The organism is Aeromonas sp. QDB34, from assembly GCF_027705405.1.
GTDB classification, from domain to species: domain Bacteria; phylum Pseudomonadota; class Gammaproteobacteria; order Enterobacterales; family Aeromonadaceae; genus Aeromonas; species Aeromonas hydrophila.
The window spans coordinates 344253-365144 of sequence record NZ_JAPDBT010000001.1 but is presented as its reverse complement, the minus strand read 5'-3'; the positions used below and the strand labels follow the sequence as shown (position 1 = coordinate 365144).

13 protein-coding genes are annotated in these 20892 nt (G+C 59.4%); 7 read left to right on the top strand and 6 right to left on the bottom strand.

Annotated elements, in window-relative coordinates:
- Positions 1 to 1737: an ABC transporter transmembrane domain-containing protein gene (locus OKC29_RS01600; protein WP_073350096.1), complete on the bottom strand. Its 1737-nt coding sequence runs from the start codon at positions 1735 to 1737 to the stop codon at positions 1 to 3.
- 141 nt (positions 1738 to 1878) lie between these two features.
- On the bottom strand, positions 1879 to 4680 hold the full coding sequence (locus tag OKC29_RS01595) for a response regulator (RefSeq protein WP_073350095.1): 2802 nt from the start codon (positions 4678 to 4680) through the stop codon (positions 1879 to 1881).
- A gap of 154 nt (positions 4681 to 4834) precedes the next feature.
- Between OKC29_RS01595 and trxC the strand changes: the two genes are divergently transcribed.
- Positions 4835 to 5263: a thioredoxin TrxC gene (gene trxC / locus OKC29_RS01590; protein ID WP_016350576.1), complete on the top strand. Its 429-nt coding sequence runs from the start codon at positions 4835 to 4837 to the stop codon at positions 5261 to 5263.
- 165 nt (positions 5264 to 5428) lie between these two features.
- Positions 5429 to 6817, top strand: coding sequence for an SLC13 family permease (locus OKC29_RS01585; RefSeq protein ID WP_043163108.1), 1389 nt, complete (start codon positions 5429 to 5431; stop codon positions 6815 to 6817).
- A gap of 253 nt (positions 6818 to 7070) precedes the next feature.
- Here OKC29_RS01585 and OKC29_RS01580 read toward each other — a convergent pair whose 3' ends face one another.
- The gene (locus OKC29_RS01580) at positions 7071 to 9545 is read right to left on the bottom strand and encodes a glycogen/starch/alpha-glucan phosphorylase (protein ID WP_073350094.1); all 2475 of its coding nucleotides are present in this window, start codon (positions 9543 to 9545) and stop codon (positions 7071 to 7073) included.
- Between the two features lie 385 nt (positions 9546 to 9930).
- Positions 9931 to 10128 carry a DUF4250 domain-containing protein gene (locus OKC29_RS01575; RefSeq protein ID WP_005300391.1) on the bottom strand — a complete coding sequence of 66 codons (198 nt, stop codon included), beginning with the start codon at positions 10126 to 10128 and terminating at the stop codon, positions 9931 to 9933.
- A 233-nt stretch (positions 10129 to 10361) separates the two neighbouring features.
- Between OKC29_RS01575 and OKC29_RS01570 the strand changes: the two genes are divergently transcribed.
- On the top strand, positions 10362 to 10850 hold the full coding sequence (locus tag OKC29_RS01570; protein WP_162275676.1) for a cell division inhibitor: 489 nt from the start codon (positions 10362 to 10364) through the stop codon (positions 10848 to 10850).
- 404 nt (positions 10851 to 11254) lie between these two features.
- On the opposite strand, the gene OKC29_RS01565 is transcribed toward OKC29_RS01570, so the two are convergent.
- Entirely contained in the window at positions 11255 to 12778 is a 1524-nt protein-coding gene (locus OKC29_RS01565; RefSeq protein ID WP_162275675.1) for a fumarate hydratase, read from the bottom strand.
- 296 nt (positions 12779 to 13074) lie between these two features.
- Here OKC29_RS01565 and pabB point away from each other — a divergent pair, with 296 nt between their 5' ends.
- The 3 genes from pabB (at position 13075) to OKC29_RS01550 (ending at position 16489) form a co-directional block, all read left to right on the top strand.
- Positions 13075 to 14361: an aminodeoxychorismate synthase component I gene (gene pabB, locus OKC29_RS01560; RefSeq protein WP_232091008.1), complete on the top strand. Its 1287-nt coding sequence runs from the start codon at positions 13075 to 13077 to the stop codon at positions 14359 to 14361.
- Positions 14362 to 14408: 47 nt separating this feature from the next.
- A complete protein-coding gene (locus OKC29_RS01555) occupies positions 14409 to 14975 on the top strand; it encodes a CoA pyrophosphatase (RefSeq protein WP_073350091.1) in 567 nt (188 codons plus the stop codon).
- A 215-nt stretch (positions 14976 to 15190) separates the two neighbouring features.
- The gene (locus OKC29_RS01550) at positions 15191 to 16489 is read left to right on the top strand and encodes a serine/threonine transporter (RefSeq protein ID WP_073350090.1); all 1299 of its coding nucleotides are present in this window, start codon (positions 15191 to 15193) and stop codon (positions 16487 to 16489) included.
- A gap of 420 nt (positions 16490 to 16909) precedes the next feature.
- Here the strand turns inward: OKC29_RS01550 and sstT are convergent, their stop codons facing one another.
- Positions 16910 to 18160: a serine/threonine transporter SstT gene (gene sstT, locus OKC29_RS01545; RefSeq protein ID WP_011706271.1), complete on the bottom strand. Its 1251-nt coding sequence runs from the start codon at positions 18158 to 18160 to the stop codon at positions 16910 to 16912.
- 337 nt (positions 18161 to 18497) lie between these two features.
- On the opposite strand from sstT, the gene OKC29_RS01540 reads away from it, so the two are divergent.
- Positions 18498 to 20435, top strand: a complete 1938-nt coding sequence (locus tag OKC29_RS01540; RefSeq protein ID WP_073350089.1) for a RecQ family ATP-dependent DNA helicase — start codon at positions 18498 to 18500, stop codon at positions 20433 to 20435.
- Positions 20436 to 20892 lie beyond the last annotated feature (457 nt).

The window sequence follows — 20892 nt, the reverse complement described above, 5'->3', positions numbered from 1 at the left end:
TCACAGGCTCTCCTCCACGTCTTGCTCGAGACGCTGGTAACGCACCATGTCGGCGTACCAGCCGTTGTGGGCCATCAGGGCGCCGTGGCGACCGCGCTCACTGACATGGCCCTCTTCCAGCACCAGGATCTCGTCGGCCTGCTCCACCGCCGTCATCCGGTGGCTGACCAGGATCAGGGTACGCTTGTGGGCCTTGAGGGCGTGCAGGATCTGCTGTTCGGTGTGGGCATCCACCGCCGAGAGGGCATCATCGAGCACCAGGATGGGTGCCTCCAGCAGCAGGGCTCGGGCAATGGCGAGCCGCTGTTTCTGACCGCCGGAGAGGGTCACCCCCTTCTCCCCCACTTCAGTCTCATAGCCTTTGGGGAAACGGCTGATGTCGTCGTGCACGCAGGCGATGCGCGCCACCCGCTCAATCTCCTCCCGGCTGGCATCGGGGCGGCCGAGGGCGATGTTGGCGGCAATGGTGGTGGAGAAGAGAAACGGCTCCTGCGGCACATAGGCAAACTGGCCGCGCAGCTCACCCAGCGCCAGTTGCGAAATGGGCACCTCCCCCATGCGGATCTCCCCCGCGGTAGGGTTGGCGAGTCGCATCAACAGCTTGAGCAGGGAACTCTTGCCCGCGCCGGTGCGCCCGACGATCCCCAGCATGCCACCGGCTTGCAGGGTGAAATCCACATTGCGCAGCAGAGTGCGCTGCTCGAGCTGGTAGCTGAGCGCCACGGCACGCAGCGGAAAGGCCGAGGCGAGCGCCACCGGCTGGGCCGGCTCTTCGATGTCGCTGCGCTCGGCCAGCAGGCTTTCAATTCGCGAATAGGCAGCGCTGCCGCGCTCGATGATGTTGAACAACCAGGCGATGGCGAACATGGGCCAGATCAGCTGGCCGAGGTACATGGTGAAGCTGGTTAGCTCCCCCAGGGTCAACTCATCGCGCAGCACCAGGGCGCTGCCGCCGGCCACTGCCAGAAAGTAAGAGCAGCCGATGCAAAGGTAGATCACGGGATCAAACTTGGCATCGATGCGGGCCACCGCCATGTTGCAGGCGCCCGCCTCCCGGGTAAGCTCGGCAAAGCCGCGATCTTCAAGCGATTCCACCGCATAGGACTTGAGCACCCGCACGCCGGAGAGCGCCTCCTGGGTCTTGTTGTTGAGCCGGGAGAAAGCTCCCTGCGCTGCCTTGAACTCCTTGTAGATCTGGGTGCCAAAGCGGTTCATGAAGAATGCCATCACCGGCAACGGCAACAGGGAGAGCAGGGTCAGCTGCCAGGAGTACTGGCTACACATGATGGAGAGCACCAGCACCCCCACGATGATGGAATCCACCAGGGTCAGCACCCCTTCCCCGGCAGTCATCTCCACCGCCTGGATGTCGTTGGTGGCGTGGGCCATCAGATCGCCGGTACGGTGGCGCTGATAAAAGTCCGGGCTCATGCGGGTGAAGTGGCTGAACAGCCGGTTGCGCAGCACATAGGCGAGCCGATAGGAGGCGCCAAACAGCATGACTCGCCACACGTAGCGCAGCAGATAGATGAGCAGGCCAAGACCGAACAGCCCGGCCAGATAGCCCGTCAGGGTTGCACTATCAAGGGACCCTTTGGCGATGCCATCCACCACCCAGCCCACCACCTTGGGGGGGATCACGGTCAACAGGGCCACCATCATCAACAGGGAGATGGCGATCAGGTAACGCCGCCACTGCTCCTTGAAGAACCAGCCCAGCCTTGCAAATACGCTCACGTAGATATCCTTTGTCGCGACCGGCCCAGGGCCGGCGCCCATCACGGGGAAACTCAATGCAATCGCCCCCGGCTGGGGGCGATACGAGGGTGTCATGATAGCCTGAAGCAAGCGGCTTGAGAATTATTGCTATTTCACCTGTTACAACAAGCGATCATCACGCTGTCCGAAGCCGGCGTACGGTGTTTCATGCTGCTCCCCGGTGAGCAGGAAGTGGGACACCTCCTCCCGGGTCAGACTGAACACCTGTTGCAACTGCTCCAGATCCTGCTCGGTCAGCTCCTCCTGCTGGCGCAACCGCCACTCCAGCTCACCGGCCATGATCTGCAGACGGGAGGCGGAAATATTGGCGGAAACCCCCTTGAGGGTATGCAGCAACCGACAGGCGATGTCGGGCTGCTGACGACGCAGGGCGGAGCGGATCTCCCACAGGTCGTCCTTGTGCTCCGACATGAACAGCTTGAACAGGATCTGCAGCGCCTCCTTGTCCTGCTCCAGCCGCCTAAGGGCATCCTCCAGATCCAACACTCCCATCAGGTCGGGCGGTTTCACTTCGAGCGGCACCCGTCGCTCGCCACTGGCGCTCTTCACCCACTGCAGCAGGTTGTTGTAGAGATCGAGCTTGCTGACTGGCTTGGTGACATAGCCGTTCATGCCGACTCCGAGGCAACGCTCCCTGTCCCCCGGCATGGCGCTGGCGGTCAGGGCGATGATGGGTACATCGTGCTTGTCGACCATCTTGCGGATCTGGCGGGTGGCATCCAGCCCGTCCAGCACCGGCATCTGCAAGTCCATCAGGATCACGTCGAAGGGCTGCTCGGCCACCCGTTCGACCGCCTCCCGACCGTTGCCCACCACGGTCACCAGGGCATCGACCCGGCGCAGGTATTCGATGATGAGCTGCTGGTTGACCCGGTTGTCCTCGGCCAGCAGTACCCGGATGCCTTGCAGCAGCTCGCGAAAATGCTGCTGATCCCCCTGTGCCTCGGCCTGACGGAACTGCTGATCGTGGGAGCTGCCGTTGAGCAGCTCGTCCACCTTGGCCAGCAGGGCATTTTCGGTCATCGGCTTGGGCAGGAAGTGGGTCAATCCCATGCTCTCCATCCGCCCATGCAGCCCCTCCTTGGCCCAGGCACTGGTCATCAGGATCGGCAGACGGCGCCACTGACTGTGCTGATACATCTCGAGCGCCAGATCCAGCCCGTCTTCCTGCCCCATGCGCCAGTCCAGAATGGCCAGCCGGATATTCTGCCCCTCTTCCCGCAGCACCTGGCGGGCCCGGGAGAGGCTGTTGACCGCCATCACCCTGGCACCGGCCCGACCCAGGATATCCTTGGCCAGATCCAGCACCAGCTCGTTGTCATCCATCACCAGCACCAGCGGCTGATGTTCGAAGAAGACCCGCCGCCCGGAGACACCATAGACCGCCTTGGTCATGGGGATCTCGAACTGAAAGACCGAACCCGTTCCCGGCTTGCTCTGCACCGTGATCCGGCCCCCCATCAGTTCGACCAGACGCTGGGAGATGTTCAGCCCCAGCCCGGAGCCGCCGTATTTGCGGGTATTGCCTGCCTCCAGCTGGGTGAAGGGCTGGAACAGCTGAGCCTGTTTCTCCTCGGCGATGCCGATGCCCGTGTCACGCACGCTGAAACGCACCTGCATGGGGTGCTGGTTGACCAGGGTGATGGCTACTTCCACCTCGCCCCGCTCGGTAAACTTGATGGCGTTGTTGACCAGATTGACCAGCACCTGGCCGAGGCGCAGCGGATCGCCGCGCAGAAAATCCGGCACGGCCGGTGACTTGTTGATGATGACCTCGACCTGCTTGCGCTCGGCCAGGTCGGCAAACATGCCGGCCAGCGAGTCAATCTGCTCGCTCAGATCGAAGTCGATCTCCTCCAGGGTCAGCTTGCCGGACTCCACCTTGGTCAGATCCAGAATGTCGTTGATGAGCAGCAGCAGGGTATCCGACGAGGATTTGATCTTGCTGAGGTAGTCCCGTTGCTGCTGATCCAGCTCGGTTTGCAGTGCCAGCGAGCTGAACCCGATGATGGCGTTCATGGGGGTGCGGATCTCGTGGCTCATGTTGGCCAGAAAGTCACTCTTGGCCTGGGCCAGCAAGCCAGTCTGGCGCGACAACTCGCTCAGCTTCTGGTTGCGCCGCCACAGGGTCACCGCCACCAGCCCGAAACAGAGCATGGCCCCCCCCAATACCATCAGATAGAAGCGGCTCTTGAGGGAGGAAGCCTGCTCCATCTTGCTCTGCTTCCAGAGTGACAGCCCCTCCAGTTCGTGCATGTCGATCACCTGGTTGCGCAGCACGTGGTACTCCACCACCTGATGGCTGACATCCTCGCTCAGCTGGGCCAGCCCCGCCACTTCGGGATGGGCGGGATAGGCCGTCTTGAGGCGGCGCTGCAGGGCCTGCAGCCGCAGCTGCTCCCCCTTGTCCCAGCTGCGTTTGAGGTAGTGACTGAGCTGGGCCAGCTCGGTCAGGTCGATGGCAAGCGGAGAGTCTGCCGGCAAGGTGGACAGCAAGCCGTTGAGCTGCTTTTGAAAAGGCTGCTCTATGTACTCGATCGCCATCTCCATGGAATAAAGCTTGGCCAAGTCGAGCAAATAGCTGTCGATGTCGTGCAACAGGGATTGGGAGTGGGGATTGTCGGCAGAGTCGGGATCGTTGCGCACCTGGCGCACGAAGCTGTCGAGGTTGCTCGACAACTGGTTGAGACGTTGTTGTACGTTGCCGTCGTTGGCCTTCTCGCGGCCAAGCAGATAGACGGTGTCGGTATTGACCCGGTTGAGGATCAACTCTGCGGCAACGCTGAGCTCGGAAGCCTTCTGCTGCTGGCTGAGCAGCTGCCAGCAATAGCCGGAAAATGCCAGCAGCGATACGATGATCAGGCTAAGCACAACACGATTGACCCGTGTCACATTATTCATCCCGTCTCGATTCTCATGTCATGGCCACGCATCCACCGACATCATGTCGACACAGGATAACTGGCTGTGAAAGATAACTGACTACTATGTTACCGTTACTCTGCCCTGTCAGTGCAATAAGATGTTGCAGGGCTTATGCATACAGGAATCAATTATGTCATTTATCACTACCTATTGTAGCCATTGCTTCACCAGGAACCGTCTGCCTGAAGAAAAAGTGGATTCAAACGCGAAATGCGGCCGCTGCAAGAGCGGGCTGTTCGCCACCACCCCGGTCAACGGCCTGGAGCAGCAGTTCGATACCCTGATCCAGTCTGACATCCCGGTCGTGGTCGACTTCTGGGCCAGCTGGTGCGGGCCATGCCTTCAATTTTCACCTGTTTTTCAACAAGTTGCCAGTGAACTTGAACCAAGACTCCGTTTCGTCAAAGTCGATACCGAGCAACAAGCCGCCATTGCGGCCCGTTACGCCATTCGCAGCATTCCCACCCTGATGGTCTTCAAGCAGGGCAAGATGGTGGCACAGCGCAGTGGCTCCCTTCCTCCCAGTCTGTTCAAGGAGTGGTTGCACAGCTTCATCTAGGCTACAAATGATACCAATATGTTTAATTTGTGTTTATTTAATGTTTTCATTTACCTTGACTCTGTGAGTCCCGGCATGCTTTGACCAGTTCCCCCTGTTTCAAACGGGGGGATGAATGTAATCTCGGCAACACAACAACAACCATAAATTAACCGAGAGAACAATATGCACACATCTGCAGTACCCTCCACTACCCCATCACGCTGGCTAGACATCAAATCCGGGATCGTCATCCTGGATGTGTTGCTGCTCTGTGCCATGCTGGCCTGGCTCCCCTTTGACCCCAACGTCAACAAGGGGCTGGGGATCCTGGTCTTCATCGCCATCCTCTGGCTGACTGAAGCAGTCAACATCACCATCACGGCTCTCTCCATCCCGGTACTTGCCACCCTGCTCGGGGTCTTTGACATGAGCAAGTCGCTGACGGATTTCGCCAACCCGGTGCTGTTTCTGTTCTTCGGCGGCTTTGCACTGGCCGCCGCACTCTCCAAACAGGGGCTGGATACCCAGATCGCCGCCAAGGTGATGCAGCTTGCCAGGGGCCACCTCGGCTGGGCCGCCATCGTGCTCTTCACCATCACGGCCGCGCTTTCCATGTGGATCAGCAACACCGCCACCGCCGCCATGATGATGCCGCTGGCCCTCGGCATGCTGAAAGGTCTCGACGCCCACAAGGAGCGCCGTACCCTGGTCTTCGTCCTGCTGGGGGTCGCCTACAGCGCCAGCATCGGCGGCATCGGCACCCTGGTCGGCAGCCCGCCCAACGCCATCGCAGCTGCCCAGATGGGGCTGGGTTTCACCGACTGGATGAAGTTTGGCATCCCGGTGGTACTCATCTTCATGCCAGTGGGCATCGGCCTGCTTTATATGGTGACCCGTCCCAACCTCTCCCATCAGGTCAGCACCGAGAAGGTCACCATCCAGTGGACCGGTCAACGCAAGATCACCTTGCTCATCTTCCTGACCACAGTACTGCTGTGGATCGGCTCCCAGCCCATTGCCAAGGCAATGGGGGGCATTCCCCAGTTCGATACCCTGATCGCCATGGGTGCCATTGTGGCCATTGCCATCAGCCGAGTGGCCAGCTGGGATGACATCAACCAGAACACCGACTGGGGCGTGCTGATGCTGTTTGGTGGTGGCCTCACCTTAAGCGCCATCCTGAAGCAGACCGGGGCCAACGCCTTCCTGGCGGAGCACCTCTCCAACGGTCTGGCCACCATGCCGATCTTCATCATCCTGCTCTGTCTGGCCGCGTTCGTGGTATTCCTGACCGAGCTGGTCTCCAACACCGCCACCGCCGCCCTGCTGGTGCCGCTGTTTGCCGGGGTAGCCCAGGCGCTGGGCGTATCGCCCATCGTCGTCTCCGTGCTGATCGCCGTCGGCGCCTCCTGCGCCTTCATGCTGCCGGTGGCCACCCCGCCCAACGCCATCGTGTTCGCCAGCGGCCATATCAAGCAGCGTGAGATGATGCGGGCCGGCCTGGTGCTGAACCTGGTCTTCACCGTCATTCTGACCCTGCTCGCCTACTTCATGGGTGACATACTGCACTGATATCCGAGTACCAAGGCCCCTGACGGGGCCTTTTTATTGCCTCTTCTGTATGCAGTTTCGGCCAGACAGCCCTCCTTCTCACCCGTTCACCACCTGTGAACAGCCACTGTTCTCAGCCAAAAGAGCCGTATGGTGAAGGTGGGTGTTTGACGTTTTCTCTTGTACTCTCTTTTCCGCAATCCCCCATCACCAACACCGCCCACTCAAAATAAAAAACCCCCGCATGGCGGGGGTTTGCTGGTTTACCGTCTGGTTAACCGATGCTGCAGGGTTTCAATTGCCAGATGCGATCCACATAGTCCTGGATGGAGCGATCGGAGTTGAATTTGCCCATGGTGGCCGAGTTGATGATGGCCTTCTTCGCCCACAGGGCCGGATCCCGATACCAGCTATCGATCAGCTTGTGGGCTTCCGAGTAGGAGGCGAAATCGGCCAGGGTCAGGTAGGGATCCCCCCCTTCCAGCAAGGAACGCTTGATGGAGGAGAGCTCGCCCGGACGACCCGGCGTGAAGTAGTCGGTATCGAACCAGTCCAGCACCGCTTTGAGCTCGGAGTTGGCATAGTAGAAGTCGTACGGGTTGTAGCCGCGCCCCTTCAATGCCTTCACCTCGTCCACGTTCAGACCGAAGATGGCGCAGTTCTCGGCTCCCGCCTCTTCGGCGATCTCGATGTTGGCGCCGTCCAGCGTACCGATGGTGATGGCGCCGTTCAGTGCCATCTTCATGTTGCCGGTACCGGAGGCTTCGTAGCCTGCGGTGGAGATCTGTTCGGAGACATCAGCCGCCGGGATCAGCTTCTCAGCCAGGCTCACACGGTAGTTCGGCATGAACACCACTTTCAGCTTGCCCTGGATGCGCGCATCGTTGTTGACCCGCTCCGCCAGCTTGTTGATGGCGTAGATGATGTCTTTGGCCAGCTTGTAACCGGGCGCCGCCTTGGAGCCGAAGATGAACACCCGCGGGTGCATGTCATAGTCCGGGTTGGCCAGTAGGCGACGGTAGAGCGCCATGATATGGATGAGGTTCAGCTGTTGACGCTTGTACTCGTGCAGGCGCTTGATCTGGACGTCGAAGATCGCCTCCGAGCTCACCTCGATGCCGGTTTCGGCCTTGATCACCTTGACCAGCTTTTCCTTATTGTGGCGCTTGATGGTCATGAACTGCTGCTGGAACGCCTTGTCGTCGGCAAACTTGACCACGCTGCGCAGCTTGTCGAGCTGCAGCGGCCACTCTTTGCCCACCACCTCGTTGTACAGCTCGGCCAGTTCCGGGTTGCAAGCCAGCAGCCAGCGACGCGGGGTCACCCCGTTGGTGACGTTGCACATCTTCTGGGGCCACAGCTCGGCATACTCGGGGAAGAGATCTTCCTTCACCAGTTTGGAGTGGATCTCGGCCACGCCGTTGACCTTGGAGGAGCCGATGACGCACAGGTTACCCATGCGCACCTTGCGCACATCACCCTCTTCGATGATGGAGAGCTTGGCCTTGATGGCGTCGTTACCCGGCCACTTGGGTTCCACCAGCTCGCTCAGGAAGCGGGCGTTGATCTCATAGATCACCTCAAGATGACGGGGCAGCACCTTCTCGAACAGGCTGACCGACCACTTCTCCAGCGCTTCCGGCAGCAGGGTGTGGTTGGTGTAGGAGAAGACCTGATAGCTGATGGCCCAGGCCGCGTCCCAGGTCAGCCCCTCTTCGTCCACCAGCACCCGCATCAGTTCCGGGATGGCCACGGTGGGGTGGGTATCGTTGAGCTGGATGGCAATCTGGGCGGCAAAGTTGCTGAAGTCGGCGCTATGCACCCGCTTGTAGCGACGCATGATGTCCTTGATGGAGCAGGCACAGAAGAAGTACTGCTGGATCAGGCGCAGCTCTTTGCCCGCATCGGTCTCATCGTTCGGATAGAGCACCTTGGAGATGGTCTCGGCCTGTGCTTTCTCCGCCTGGGAATCGATATAGCCACCGGCGTTGAACACGTCCCAGTCAAAGAACTCGGAGGCGCGGGATTCCCACAGGCGCAGGATGTTGACGGTATGACCGCCAAAACCGACCACCGGGATATCCCAAGGCACCCCTTTGATCTTGCGGCCGGCGTGCCACACCTTCTTGAGGCCACCGTTGTCGCCAAAGACGGTCTCCACATAGCCGTAGAGCGGGATCTCCTGCACGGATTCCGGGCGGCAGATCTCCCAGGGGTTGCCATATTCACGCCAGGAGTCGGGGCGCTCAATCTGGCGACCATCCTGAATTTCCTGACGAAACAGGCCGTGCTCGTAGTGGATACCATAGCCAACCGCCGGGTAGTTCAGGGTCGCCAGGGAATCGATGAAGCAGGCAGCCAGACGGCCCAGACCGCCATTACCGAGCGCCATGTCGGGCTCTTGTTCACACAGATCGGTCAGTTCCAGACCGAGTTCACCCAGCGCCTCTTCGCAAATTTTGTACAGGGAGAGGTTGTGCAGGTTGTTGGAGGTCAAACGCCCCATCAGGAATTCAGCAGAGAGATAGTGAATCGCACGAGTATCTTTCTTGAAGTGAGTCTGCTGAGTACGGGTCAGGCGCTCGTACACCTGTTCGTTGACGGCGGCTGCGGTCGCTTTCCACCACGCTTCTGGCGAGGCTTTCTGTTCGCTTGTACCCAAGGTAGAACGCAGGTGACGCACGATACTCGCCTTGAGCTGATCTTTATCCAGTTGGAGATCCTGGTCTGTCTTCTTCTTGGTAGCCATAAACCATTTCCTTCGTTACAGAATAATAAATTGTTATCCCATCAGGGACCGGCGCTGTTGTTATCTCAGAATATGTTCCGGCGTGGGCATACTAGCTAAAGCCGCTGGTTTAAAAGTTAACGCAAGTCACACTTTAACGCATAAAAATGACAGTTCAAGCTTGAAAACCCTTTCCTGAAAGCTGTCATTATGAATCTTTAATTTCATTAAAAATCATACAGTTAATCTCTTCATGAAAATATAAATACGTGAATAGGTTTTCAATGATTGCCAAGTGCTGAAAATCCTTGAAAATAACTGAAAATTCAGCGCACATTGAAAACGATTTCAATGTGCGCTGTTCATGAAAAGCAAAGACCAAGGCTGTGCGGTTGATTTCAGCGGGTCAACCATGGGCCTTGAACTGGTTGCTCATGGGGTCATAGTGATAGCCTATCTGCAATAAGCGGGTAGCCAGCTGATCTTCCGTCATGTCGTAGTAGGCCAACAACTCTTCCAGCCCGTCACACTCCAGCCGCAGCTTCTCATTGATGATCCCGAGCAGGATATTGGCATCCAGTCGTTGCAAGGTGCTGACGTCCATCTCATCTCTCCTCTGTGCAAGACATACTGTATAACCATGGGCGTCCCCTCCTGCTTTGTCCATAGGCTAAAAAACACCCACCGCCAACATCAAATAAATAACCTTTACAATCAACATCATAGAATCAACCACTGCCAATTCGATCACATTTTTTACCACAAATGGCTTGTCACTGGCACCAACAGCAACTACTGTATACACATACAGCATGGTTATTCATACAGGACAAACATATGAGCCAGCCCATGAGTCAGCACCCGATCATCACCTCAGCCGGGATGAGCAATCCCTGGCCCACCCGGCATCAAGGCAACATGGATGATGAGCGTTATAGCGCAACGATTGCCCATGAAGCCCTGCTGCTTGATGAGCTGGTGAGACTGAGCCATGGTGATACCGGCTGGATCCTGTTGATCGCGCCACCCGGCCTGCCAATAGCCAAGCAGCTGCAGGCACAGGGGATCAATCCCGCCAGAGTATTGGTGGTACACAGCCCCAAAATCAAAAACTGGCAACGTACGCTGGAACAGAGTCTGGGCAACGGCCGCTGCGCCGCCGTGCTGACCTGGCTGCCGGAGCAGGTCATGCTGGATCGCGCCAAGTTGAGCAAGTTGGGACAACGCTGCGGGGTACTGACCCGTTTCTTCGAGCCGGCCGCATCCTCTCCTGTCCACAGTGGTTCACTGGTCTATGGCGGGCAGGATGTCTATCTCAACCACTGACATGCCAAGAATGTGAGGAGACGTCTTGTCGGATTGGCTGGTGAGTTGAACGGGTTTTTCGGTGAGCGCTGAACAGCCCAGCAATCACTCAGTGACAAGAGCCCTGCAGCCATCAGACAACAGCGGCAAGTGCCTGCCGACAGACGGAAGTGGAAGCCGGTTTTGAAAGCGAGGCGCAGAGCTCCTCACAGTGAACATAGTTGGCAGTTAGCCGGTGGCCGTTGACTCAGTCGACTGCACGCAGGCCAAAAGAGAAGGCGACCCTGGGGTCGCCTTCGTTCTGTCTGTTATGACGGCTGCTGTATGACGGCTACATTCATGACGGTCACGTGCCGCGTCAGTTCACGCTGAGCCTTGAGACAAGTCTCCGGACCGTGAGTGAGCAGCCATCAAACAGCTTTCGCTCACGCCAGTTTGCCATCGAGCTCGGCAATCTTGGCAGACCAGTAAGCCGGGCCTGTCTCATGGATATTGTTGCCCCGGGAGTCGACCGCCACGGTCACCGGCATATCTTCCACCTCGAACTCATAGATGGCTTCCATACCCAGGTCGGCAAAGGCCACTACCCGCGCTTTCTTGATGGCCTTGGCCACGAGATAGGCGGCACCACCGACGGCCATCAGATAGACAGCCTGGTGCTGCTTGATGCTCTCGACCGTCTTGGGGCCTCGCTCGGATTTACCGATCATGCCGATAAGGCCGGTTTCTCCCAGCATCATGTCGGTGAACTTGTCCATCCGGGTGGAGGTGGTCGGGCCGGCCGGGCCGACCACTTCGTCACGCACGGCATCGACCGGGCCGACGTAATAGATGAAGCGGTTGGTGAAATCGACCCCTTCCGGTAGCCCCTCACCTTTTTTCAGCATGTCGGCAATGCGTTTGTGAGCGGCGTCGCGACCGGTCAGGATCTTGCCGGAGAGCAGCACGGTATCCCCGCTCTTCCAGCTGGCAAGCTCTGCCTTGGTGATGCCGTCGACATTGACACGGCGCACGTTGCCGCCAGCCGAGCGGGAGATCTCCGGCCAATCTTCCAGCTTCGGCGGTGTCAGCTCGGCCGGGCCGGAGCCATCCAGTTCGAAGTGCACGTGACGGGTCGCCGCGCAGTTGGGGATCATCACCACCGGCTTGGAAGCGGCGTGGGTCGGCGCAGATTTCACCTTCACATCCAGCACGGTAGTGAGACCGCCGAGGCCCTGGGCACCGATCCCCAGCTTGTTGACCTTGTCATAGAGCTCGACCCGCAGCTTCTCTTCGGTGGTTTGCGGGCCACGGGTGATCAGCTCCTGAATGTCGATATGCTCCATCAAGGCTTCTTTGGCCAGTACGGCCGCCTTCTCGGCAGTACCGCCGATGCCGATCCCCAGCATGCCGGGTGGACACCAGCCGGCGCCCATGGTCGGCACGGTTTTGAGCACCCACTCCACCACGTCGTCGGAGGGGTTGAGCATCACCATCTTGGACTTGTTCTCGGAGCCGCCGCCCTTGGCCGCGATGCTCACCTCCACCTTGTCACCCGGGATCATGTCGATGTGCACCACGGCCGGGGCGTTGTCCTTGGTGTTCTTGCGACTGCCGGCGGGGTCGGCCAGCACGGAAGCGCGCAGCGGGTTGTCCGGATTGGTGTAGGCACGGCGGGTGCCCTCGTCAACCATCTCCTGTACCGTCATGTCGCTGTCCCACTGCACCTGCATGCCGATCTTGACGAAGCAGGTGACGATGCCGGTATCCTGACACAAGGGGCGATGCCCTTCGGCGGACATGCGGGAGTTGATCAGGATCTGGGCCAGGGCGTCCTTGGCAGCCGGGTTGATCTCGCGGTCATAGGCAGCCTTGGCGGCCTGCACGAAATCGAGGGGGTGGTAGTAGGAGATGTACTGCAGGGCGTCGGCGATGGAATCGATAAAATCCTGTTTTTTAATGATGCTCATATCATCCTCACTGGTCCTTGTCTCCGGCTCGATGCAGAGCAAGGGCTTCCATATGAGCCGTGCTTCGGTGGGGTGGTGCCAGGCGGCTTGCCTGTCGGCCCGATAAGACAACGGCGTGTTTTTTCTAAAAATTCCGGCGGCTATGATACGCTTGCCACCCCCGTACCGGCTAGGGAGCAGGCTGTAAACTGTTGCCTGTGTAACAAAAAATGAAACCAACGCTGCATATCCACCATTTTGATCACCAGACAGCGCTCCATGCCCTGTTCGCACGCCTTCATCATCTGCCCTGGGCCATGTTGCTGGAATCCGCCGGCCCGCAGGGAGCAGACAACAGCTTTGACATCATCACCGCCGATCCGCTGGCCACTTTGCAGACCGAGGGAACGCTGACCCGCATCGCGCAGGGTGATCAGCACGAATCCCGTGAAGATGATCCGTTGACGCTGCTGGCCCAACGCCAGCACACGTTGCTGGGAGAGGTCATCAGTCAAGCGACGCCCCTGCCCTTCATCGGCGGTGCACTCGGGCTGTTTGGCTATGATCTGGGCCGCCGTTTCGAGCGTCTGCCGAGCCTGGCCGCCCGTGACGTGACCATCCCGGACATGGCGGTCGGCATCTATGACTGGGCCCTGCTGCGGGACGTGGCAACGGGCCAGTGGCAGCTGGTGCACTGGGGCGATGAAGCCGGCCTTGCACGCCGCCTGCTGTGGCTTGAGGCGCAGCAGGCTACCGCCACTGAGCCCTTTGCGCTTCAGGGAAGATGGCAGAGCAACATGAGCCGCGCGCAATACGGTGACAAGTTTGCCAAGGTCCAGGCCTATCTGGCCGCCGGGGACTGCTATCAGATCAACCTGACCCAGCGCTTCAGCGCGCCCTATCGGGGCGACGAGTGGCAGGCCTATCAGGCGCTGTCACAGGCCAACCGCGCCCCCTTCTCGGCCTTCCTGCGCTTGCCGCAGGGCGCCATATTGAGCCTCTCCCCCGAGCGCTTCCTGTTGCTCGACCAGCGCCATATCGAGACCAAGCCCATCAAGGGCACCCGCCCGCGACTGGCCGACCCGGAGCAAGATCAGGCCAGTGCCCTGGAGCTCGCTGGCGCCGACAAGGACAGATCGGAAAATCTGATGATCGTGGATCTGCTGCGCAACGACATCGGCCGGGTGAGTCGGCCCGGCTCGGTCAGCGTGCCCAGCCTGTTTGCGGTAGAGTCTTTTCCGGCGGTGCATCACCTGGTATCCACCATCCACGGCGAGCTGGACGCCCAGTGGCAGGCGGTGGACCTGCTGCGCGCCTGTTTCCCCGGCGGCTCCATCACCGGCGCCCCCAAGATCCGGGCCATGGAGATCATCGAAGAGCTGGAGCCCCAGCGGCGCAACGCCTACTGCGGCAGCATCGGTTATCTGAGCCAGCATGGCCGGATGGATACCAGCATCTGCATCCGCACCCTGATCGCCGCACAGGGACAGCTCCACTGCTGGGCCGGTGGCGGCGTCATTGCCGACTCCGACGTGGACGACGAATATCAGGAAACCTATGACAAGGTGGCCCGCATTCTGCCGCTGCTGGACACACTGCGTTGAAAACCTGACAAAATGGATCACAGCAACTGGAGCGAAAAAGAATCGAGATGGAACGTGCCGAACTGCTGACCCGCTTTTTATTGCAACGCCCCGCCCCCGCCCACCGGCTGACGGTGGCCGGGCTCAAGCCCGCCGCCGTGCTGCTGCCGCTGGTCGAGCGGGCCGACGGCCTGCAACTGCTGCTGACCCGGCGCAGCCCGCACCTGCGCCACCACGCAGGGCAGATAAGCTTCCCTGGCGGCAGGCAGGATCCGGACGACCGGGACTTGATCCACACGGCGCTGCGGGAAACCCAGGAAGAGCTCGGCATAGTCCCTGCCCAGATAGAGGTGCTGGGCACCCTCACGCCCCTCAACACCGTCTCCCAATACGACGTACTGCCGGTGCTGGGGCTGGTCACGGCCGACTATCAGCTCACCCTGAGCCCGGACGAGGTCGACCAGGCTTTTGAGGTGCCGCTCAACCACCTGCTGGATCCACGCCACCATATCGCGCTCACCATTCCCAGAGCCGATCACCTGCACACCATCTACTGGATCCCCTGGCAGCACCACTTCATCTGGGGCGCCACCGCCAGCATGATCCGCCAACTCTCCCGGCAACTTGCCATATAACATTTTGCCTACAAATGATTGTGCAACATTCGTGCATTAACATTAAACCAACGTATGTTTTTATAAAAAATAATTGATTAATTCTTCTTTCGATCACATTTCCACAAAAGAATGCGGGTTTGAGCCCCATAAAGGTGAATTTGATCAACATTTTTGATTAAAAAAACCGTATCCTTGCGCCGATTCAATAAAAACCACAATTCGGGGTGAGACACATGTCTAATACTGTCACCGGCGCACAGGACGTTGCGACCTCACAGGAGCAAGGATCCCGCTCCATCCAATCGCGTGGTTGGACCAAGCAAGACACCAGCTGGGTGATCAGCCTGTTCGGCACCGCCGTCGGCGCCGGCATTCTGTTTTTGCCCATCAACGCCGGCATGGGTGGCTTCTGGCCACTGGTGGTGATGGCGCTGCTGGTCGGCCCCATGACCTACCTGGCCCACCGCGGCCTCGCCCGCTTCGTGCTCTCCTCCAGCAGACCCGATGCCGACATCACGGAAGTGGTGGAAGAGCACTTCGGCGTGGGTGCCGGCAAGTTGATCACCCTGCTCTACTTCTTCGCCATCTACCCCATCGTGCTGATCTACGGGGTAGGCATTACCAACACGGTTGAGAGCTTCATGGTCAACCAGTTGCAGATGACGGCGCCCCCGCGCTGGATCCTCTCCATCGTGCTGATCATGGGCATGATGTCGGTGATGCTGGCCGGTGAAAAACTGATGCTGAAGGTGACCGAGTTTCTGGTCTACCCGCTCATCGCCATCCTGGTGGGGATCTCCTTCTACCTGATCCCGGACTGGACCGGCGCGGCCCTCTCCCAGATGCCGTCCGGCAAGGACTTTGCCATCACCCTGTGGCTGACCATTCCGGTGCTGGTGTTCTCCTTCAACCACAGCCCGGCCATCTCCAGCTTCTCGCTGGCCCAGCGCCGCGATCACGGCGAGAACGCGGTCGAGAAATCTGACGCCATCCTCAAGCGCACCGCCACCATCCTGCTCGGTTTCGTGATGTTCTTCGTCTTCTCCTGCGTGATGAGCCTGACTCCGGCACAGCTGGCAGAAGCCAAGTCCCAGAACATCGCCGTGCTCTCCTACCTGGCCAACCAGCACGCCAGCCCCATCATCTCCTACTTCGGTCCGCTGGTGGCGTTCGTGGCCATCGTCTCCTCCTTCTTCGGCCACTACCTGGGTGCCCGTGAAGGCCTGAAGGGGATGATCGTCCAGAACCTGCGCAAGTCCGGCAAGGAGCCGAACCACAAGAAGGTCGAGATGTTCATCATCGCCTTCTTCATCCTGACCCTGTGGGGCACCGCGGTGATCAACCCCTCCATCCTCGGCATGATCGAGTCGATGGGCGGCCCCATCATCGCCACCATCCTGTTCATCATGCCGATGTACGCCATCAAGCGCGTACCGGCCATGGCGAAGTATCAGGGCCATATCAGCAACGTCTTCGTGGCTGTGATGGGGATGACGGCCATCTCCGCCATCCTCTACCAACTGCTCGGCTGACACTCGGCCATACCAGCAACAATGCCAGCCGGGTAACCGGCTGGCATTTTTTATGGTGCCAACAGCAGCGGATGATGACTCTCCAGCAGGCGAGCATGCACAGGCATCTTGGCCAACCCGCCACTCGCAAAACACCGGCCCTGCTCCCCATCCCTCCTATTCCCCTCTTATCTCGTCATCCCCCCCGAACGGCAACCGGCAATTGGCTAGCCCGTAACGCGTGCAGCTTATACAAGCCGGTGTCACGCAGCCTGCCTGACCATGCGTTCATCCAGGCTCTTGATGCGCCTGCGGTATTCACTGCAGCCTGCTCCCCTCATCTCACGAAGATGCGGACCGGACCAGACCAGCCCCCAGATCACCAGACCATAAAAAACGCCCTCGAATGAGGGCGTTTTCAGTGCGGTGAAGACGGTGCTATCAGGCTTCGCTATTGGGCACCGGCGCGGCATCCAGCAGGGTTTCATCTTCGGCCATGCAGGCCGCGGCGGTGAACAGCACGTCGGTGGAGCTGTTCAGGGCAGTCTCTGCAGAATCCTGCAGTACCCCGATGATGAAGCCCACGGCTACCACCTGCATGGCGATGTCGTTGCTGATACCAAACAGGCTGCACGCCAACGGGATCAGCAGCAGGGAGCCGCCGGCCACGCCGGACGCACCGCAGGCACTGATGGTGGCGACCACGGAGAGCAGAATGGCGGTGGCCAGATCCACTTCCATCCCCAGAGTGTGTACCGCCGCCATGGAGAGCACGGTGATGGTGATGGCGGCACCGGCCATGTTGATGGTGGCACCCAGCGGGATGGAGACCGCATAGGTGTCTTCCGGCAGGCGCAGCTTCTCGGCCAGCGCCATGTTGACCGGGATGTTGGCGGCGGAGCTGCGGGTAAAGAAGGCGGTCACGCCGCTCTCTTTCAGGCAGGTCAGCACCAGCGGATAGGGGTTGCGCTTGATCTTCCAGAACACGATCAGCGGGTTGACCACGAAGGCGATGAACAGCATGCAGCCGATCAGCACCACCAACAGCTGGGCATAGCCGAACAGGGCGTCAAAACCGGTTTCCGCCAGGGTGGAGGCAACCAGGCCCAGAATGCCGAGCGGCGCGCAGCGGATCACCGCTTTCACGATGGTGGAGACGCCGTGGGACAGGTCGGTGATCACCGCCTTGGTGCCCTCGCTGGCGTGGCGCATGGCGATGCCAAGACCGATGGCCCAGGCCAGAATGCCGATGTAGTTGGCATCCAGCAGCGCCTTGACCGGGTTGGTCACCACGTTGAACAGCAGGGTCTGCAGTACCTCGGTGATGCCGCCCGGCGGGGTGATCTCGGCACTGTTGGCCACCAGATGCAGGTTGGAGGGGAACAGGAAGCTGGCCACGACGGCGACCGCAGCAGCCAGGAAGGTACCCAGCAGATAGAGCAGCAGGATCGGTTTCATGTTGGTCTTCTGGCCCTGCTTGTGGCCGATGATCGCCGCCATGACCAGTACAAAGACCAGCAGCGGGGCGACCGCCTTCAGGGCACCGACGAACAGGCTGCCGAGCAGACCCGCTGTTTTGGCCCATTCCGGCATGAACATGGCAAGGAGGATACCGAAGACCAGACCGACCAGGATCTGGCTAACCAGGCTGGTACTGTTGACCAGTCTTACGAGGGGGTGTTGTTGTGTCATCAAATAGTCCCTGAGCACCGAAGTGCGTGAATCATTAGTCCTGTTGGCAACCGCTACGCCAGGCGACACCCATGTCACGGCTGGCGTCATCTGCTCCGGCAAGCCTTCTGTTGAGCCTGTCCGGTAACACACGGGATTGCGGACAAGGAATATCCCATCTGCAACCGCTTTTTTCCATATAATCACTGAAAAATATCCGGTTTACCTCACAAAAAAACCACAACAATGCGATAACACAATATCAACAGCATTCAAATGGATGCCCTTTTCCCTCGTTTGGCCATCCAGACACTCCCTGGCGGTGGTATCATGACGGTTTTTGCGCTGGAGCCCTGCCATGATCTCATCCCTGTTGACCCGTCACTTCGGCTTCGATCGGTTAAGACCGGGACAGGAGGCGGTGATCAGCCGATTACTGGCTGGCCAGAGTGCCGCCGCCATCTTCCCCACCGGCTCCGGCAAGTCCCTCTGTTATCAGTTGCCGGCGCTTGCCCTGCCCCATCTGACCCTGGTGATCTCGCCGCTGATCGCGCTGATGCACGATCAGCTCGCTTTTTTGCGCAGCAAGGGGATCGCCGCCGCCACCCTCGACTCGAGCCTGACCCCGGAAGAGAGCCGCCGGGTGATGCAGCAGGCCAGCGATGGCCAGCTCAAGATCCTGATGATCTCGGTAGAGCGGCTCAAAAACGAACGCTTTCGCCGTTTCATCCAGCAGGTGCCGCTGTCGATGCTGGTGGTGGATGAGGCCCACTGCATTTCGGAGTGGGGCCACAACTTTCGCCCAGATTATCTCAAGCTGCCGGATTACCGCCGTGAATTGCAGATCCCGCAGGTGTTGCTGCTGACGGCCACCGCCACCCCGGCGGTCATGGCCGACATGCAGGCCAAATTCGAGATCGAGGATGAGGGGCTCATCGTCACCGGCTTTTATCGCGCCAACCTGGACTTGGCCGTGGTGCCGCTGCCTGACGAGGCTCGCGATGGCTGGCTGCATGCCGAGCTGGCTCGTGACCCGGCCGCACCGACCATCATCTATGTCACCCTGCAACACACCGCAGAGCAGTGCGCCGCCCGCTTGCAGCAAGCCGGGATCAGGGCGCGCGCCTATCACGCCGGGCTCGATGCCAACCTGCGCAGCCAGATCCAGCACGACTTCATGGCCGGCAAGCTGGACTGCATCGTGGCGACCATCGCCTTCGGCATGGGGATCGACAAGGCCGACATTCGCCGGGTGATCCATTACGATCTGCCCAAATCCATCGAAAACTACAGTCAGGAGATAGGCCGCGCCGGCCGGGATGGTCTGCCTTCCCGCTGCATGGTACTGGCCAATCGCAGCCAGTTGCCGGTGCTGGAAAACTTCATCTATGGCGACACCCCGGACAGAGCGGCCATCGTCACCTTGCTCGAGATCCTGCTGCAAAGCGGCAGCGAGTGGGAATTTGGCTTGCTGCGCCTCTCCAACGACACCAATATCCGCCAGCTGCCGCTCAAGACCCTGTTGGTCTACCTGGAGATGGCGGGCATCATAGCGCCGGCCTACAGCTATTTTGCCGAGTACCGCTTCAAGTTCGTGCTGGACAAGGCCGACATCCTGGCCCGGTTCAATCCGGCGCGACGCCAGTTTCTGGAGCAAGTGTTCGCCAGTGCCCCGCAGGCGCGCAGCTGGTGCACCATGGACTTCGAGGCGCTCTGGCAGGGTTATCAGGGGGAGCGGTCGCGGGCCGCTGCCGCGCTGGATTATCTGCAGCAGCAAGGCTGGATCGAACTGGAGAGCAAGCAGATGACCGAGGTCTATCGGGTGCTGCAACAAGATCTGGACATAGCACCGCTGGCCGATCAGCTGCACGGACTGTTTGAAAAGAAAGAACAAAGCGAGCTGGCGCGTCTGCAGGCATTGCTGGGGTTCTTTACCTCCAGCAGTTGCCTGAGCCATGAGCTGGCCCGCTACTTTGCCGATCAGGCCGCGCCCACCCATTGCGGGCACTGCTCGGTCTGTCGCGGAGAGGTGGCGCAGCTTCCCTCCTTACCCAGCCGGACACTCCCCAATGAACAGGGGCTCAGAGCCTGGTGCGATCCACTGGTGGCCCTGTGTCACAGCCGGGATCCCCGCATCCTGACGCGTTTCCTGTGCGGCATCACCACCCCGCTCACCACCCGGCTCAAGGCCAGAAGCCTGGCTGGATTCGGCCAGCTGGCGTCCCACTCCTTTGCCGATGTGCTGGCGGCCGTATCCAACATTTATACCGCTCGCCAACAGGGACAAACGGCTTAAACATCGGGTAGAGCCCAAAAAATAAGACCCTCGCATCTGCGAGGGTCAAGCCAACGGAAACGTGCTTAAACAGAGCTTTGCATCAGCAACCAGCCACTCTCTTGCTAAAGCGCTGACTGCCTGACACAGGGCCAATCTAGAGCAGTCGCAATGTAGCGTCAATGTAAAAATTAGAGCTAAAACACCAAACAAAACACTTTCCGTGCACGTAAACGTAACACCATTTCGTCTCGTCTACGCCCTGCCCCTTGCCCCGTCTGTGCTGCAGCCAGTTTCCCAAATAAACGCGATGTCATTTCCATTTTCTGACAAACATTTATTTTTTATGTCTTTGACATTTACCTCACTATCGTGGCAAAAATAATTTAACAGTCAGTAACATAGGTGTGTCACTGATTGCGCCTTCCCGCATTGGGTCGGGAAGTACCCTTGCAAATTTAAACCAATAGTTGGTGAT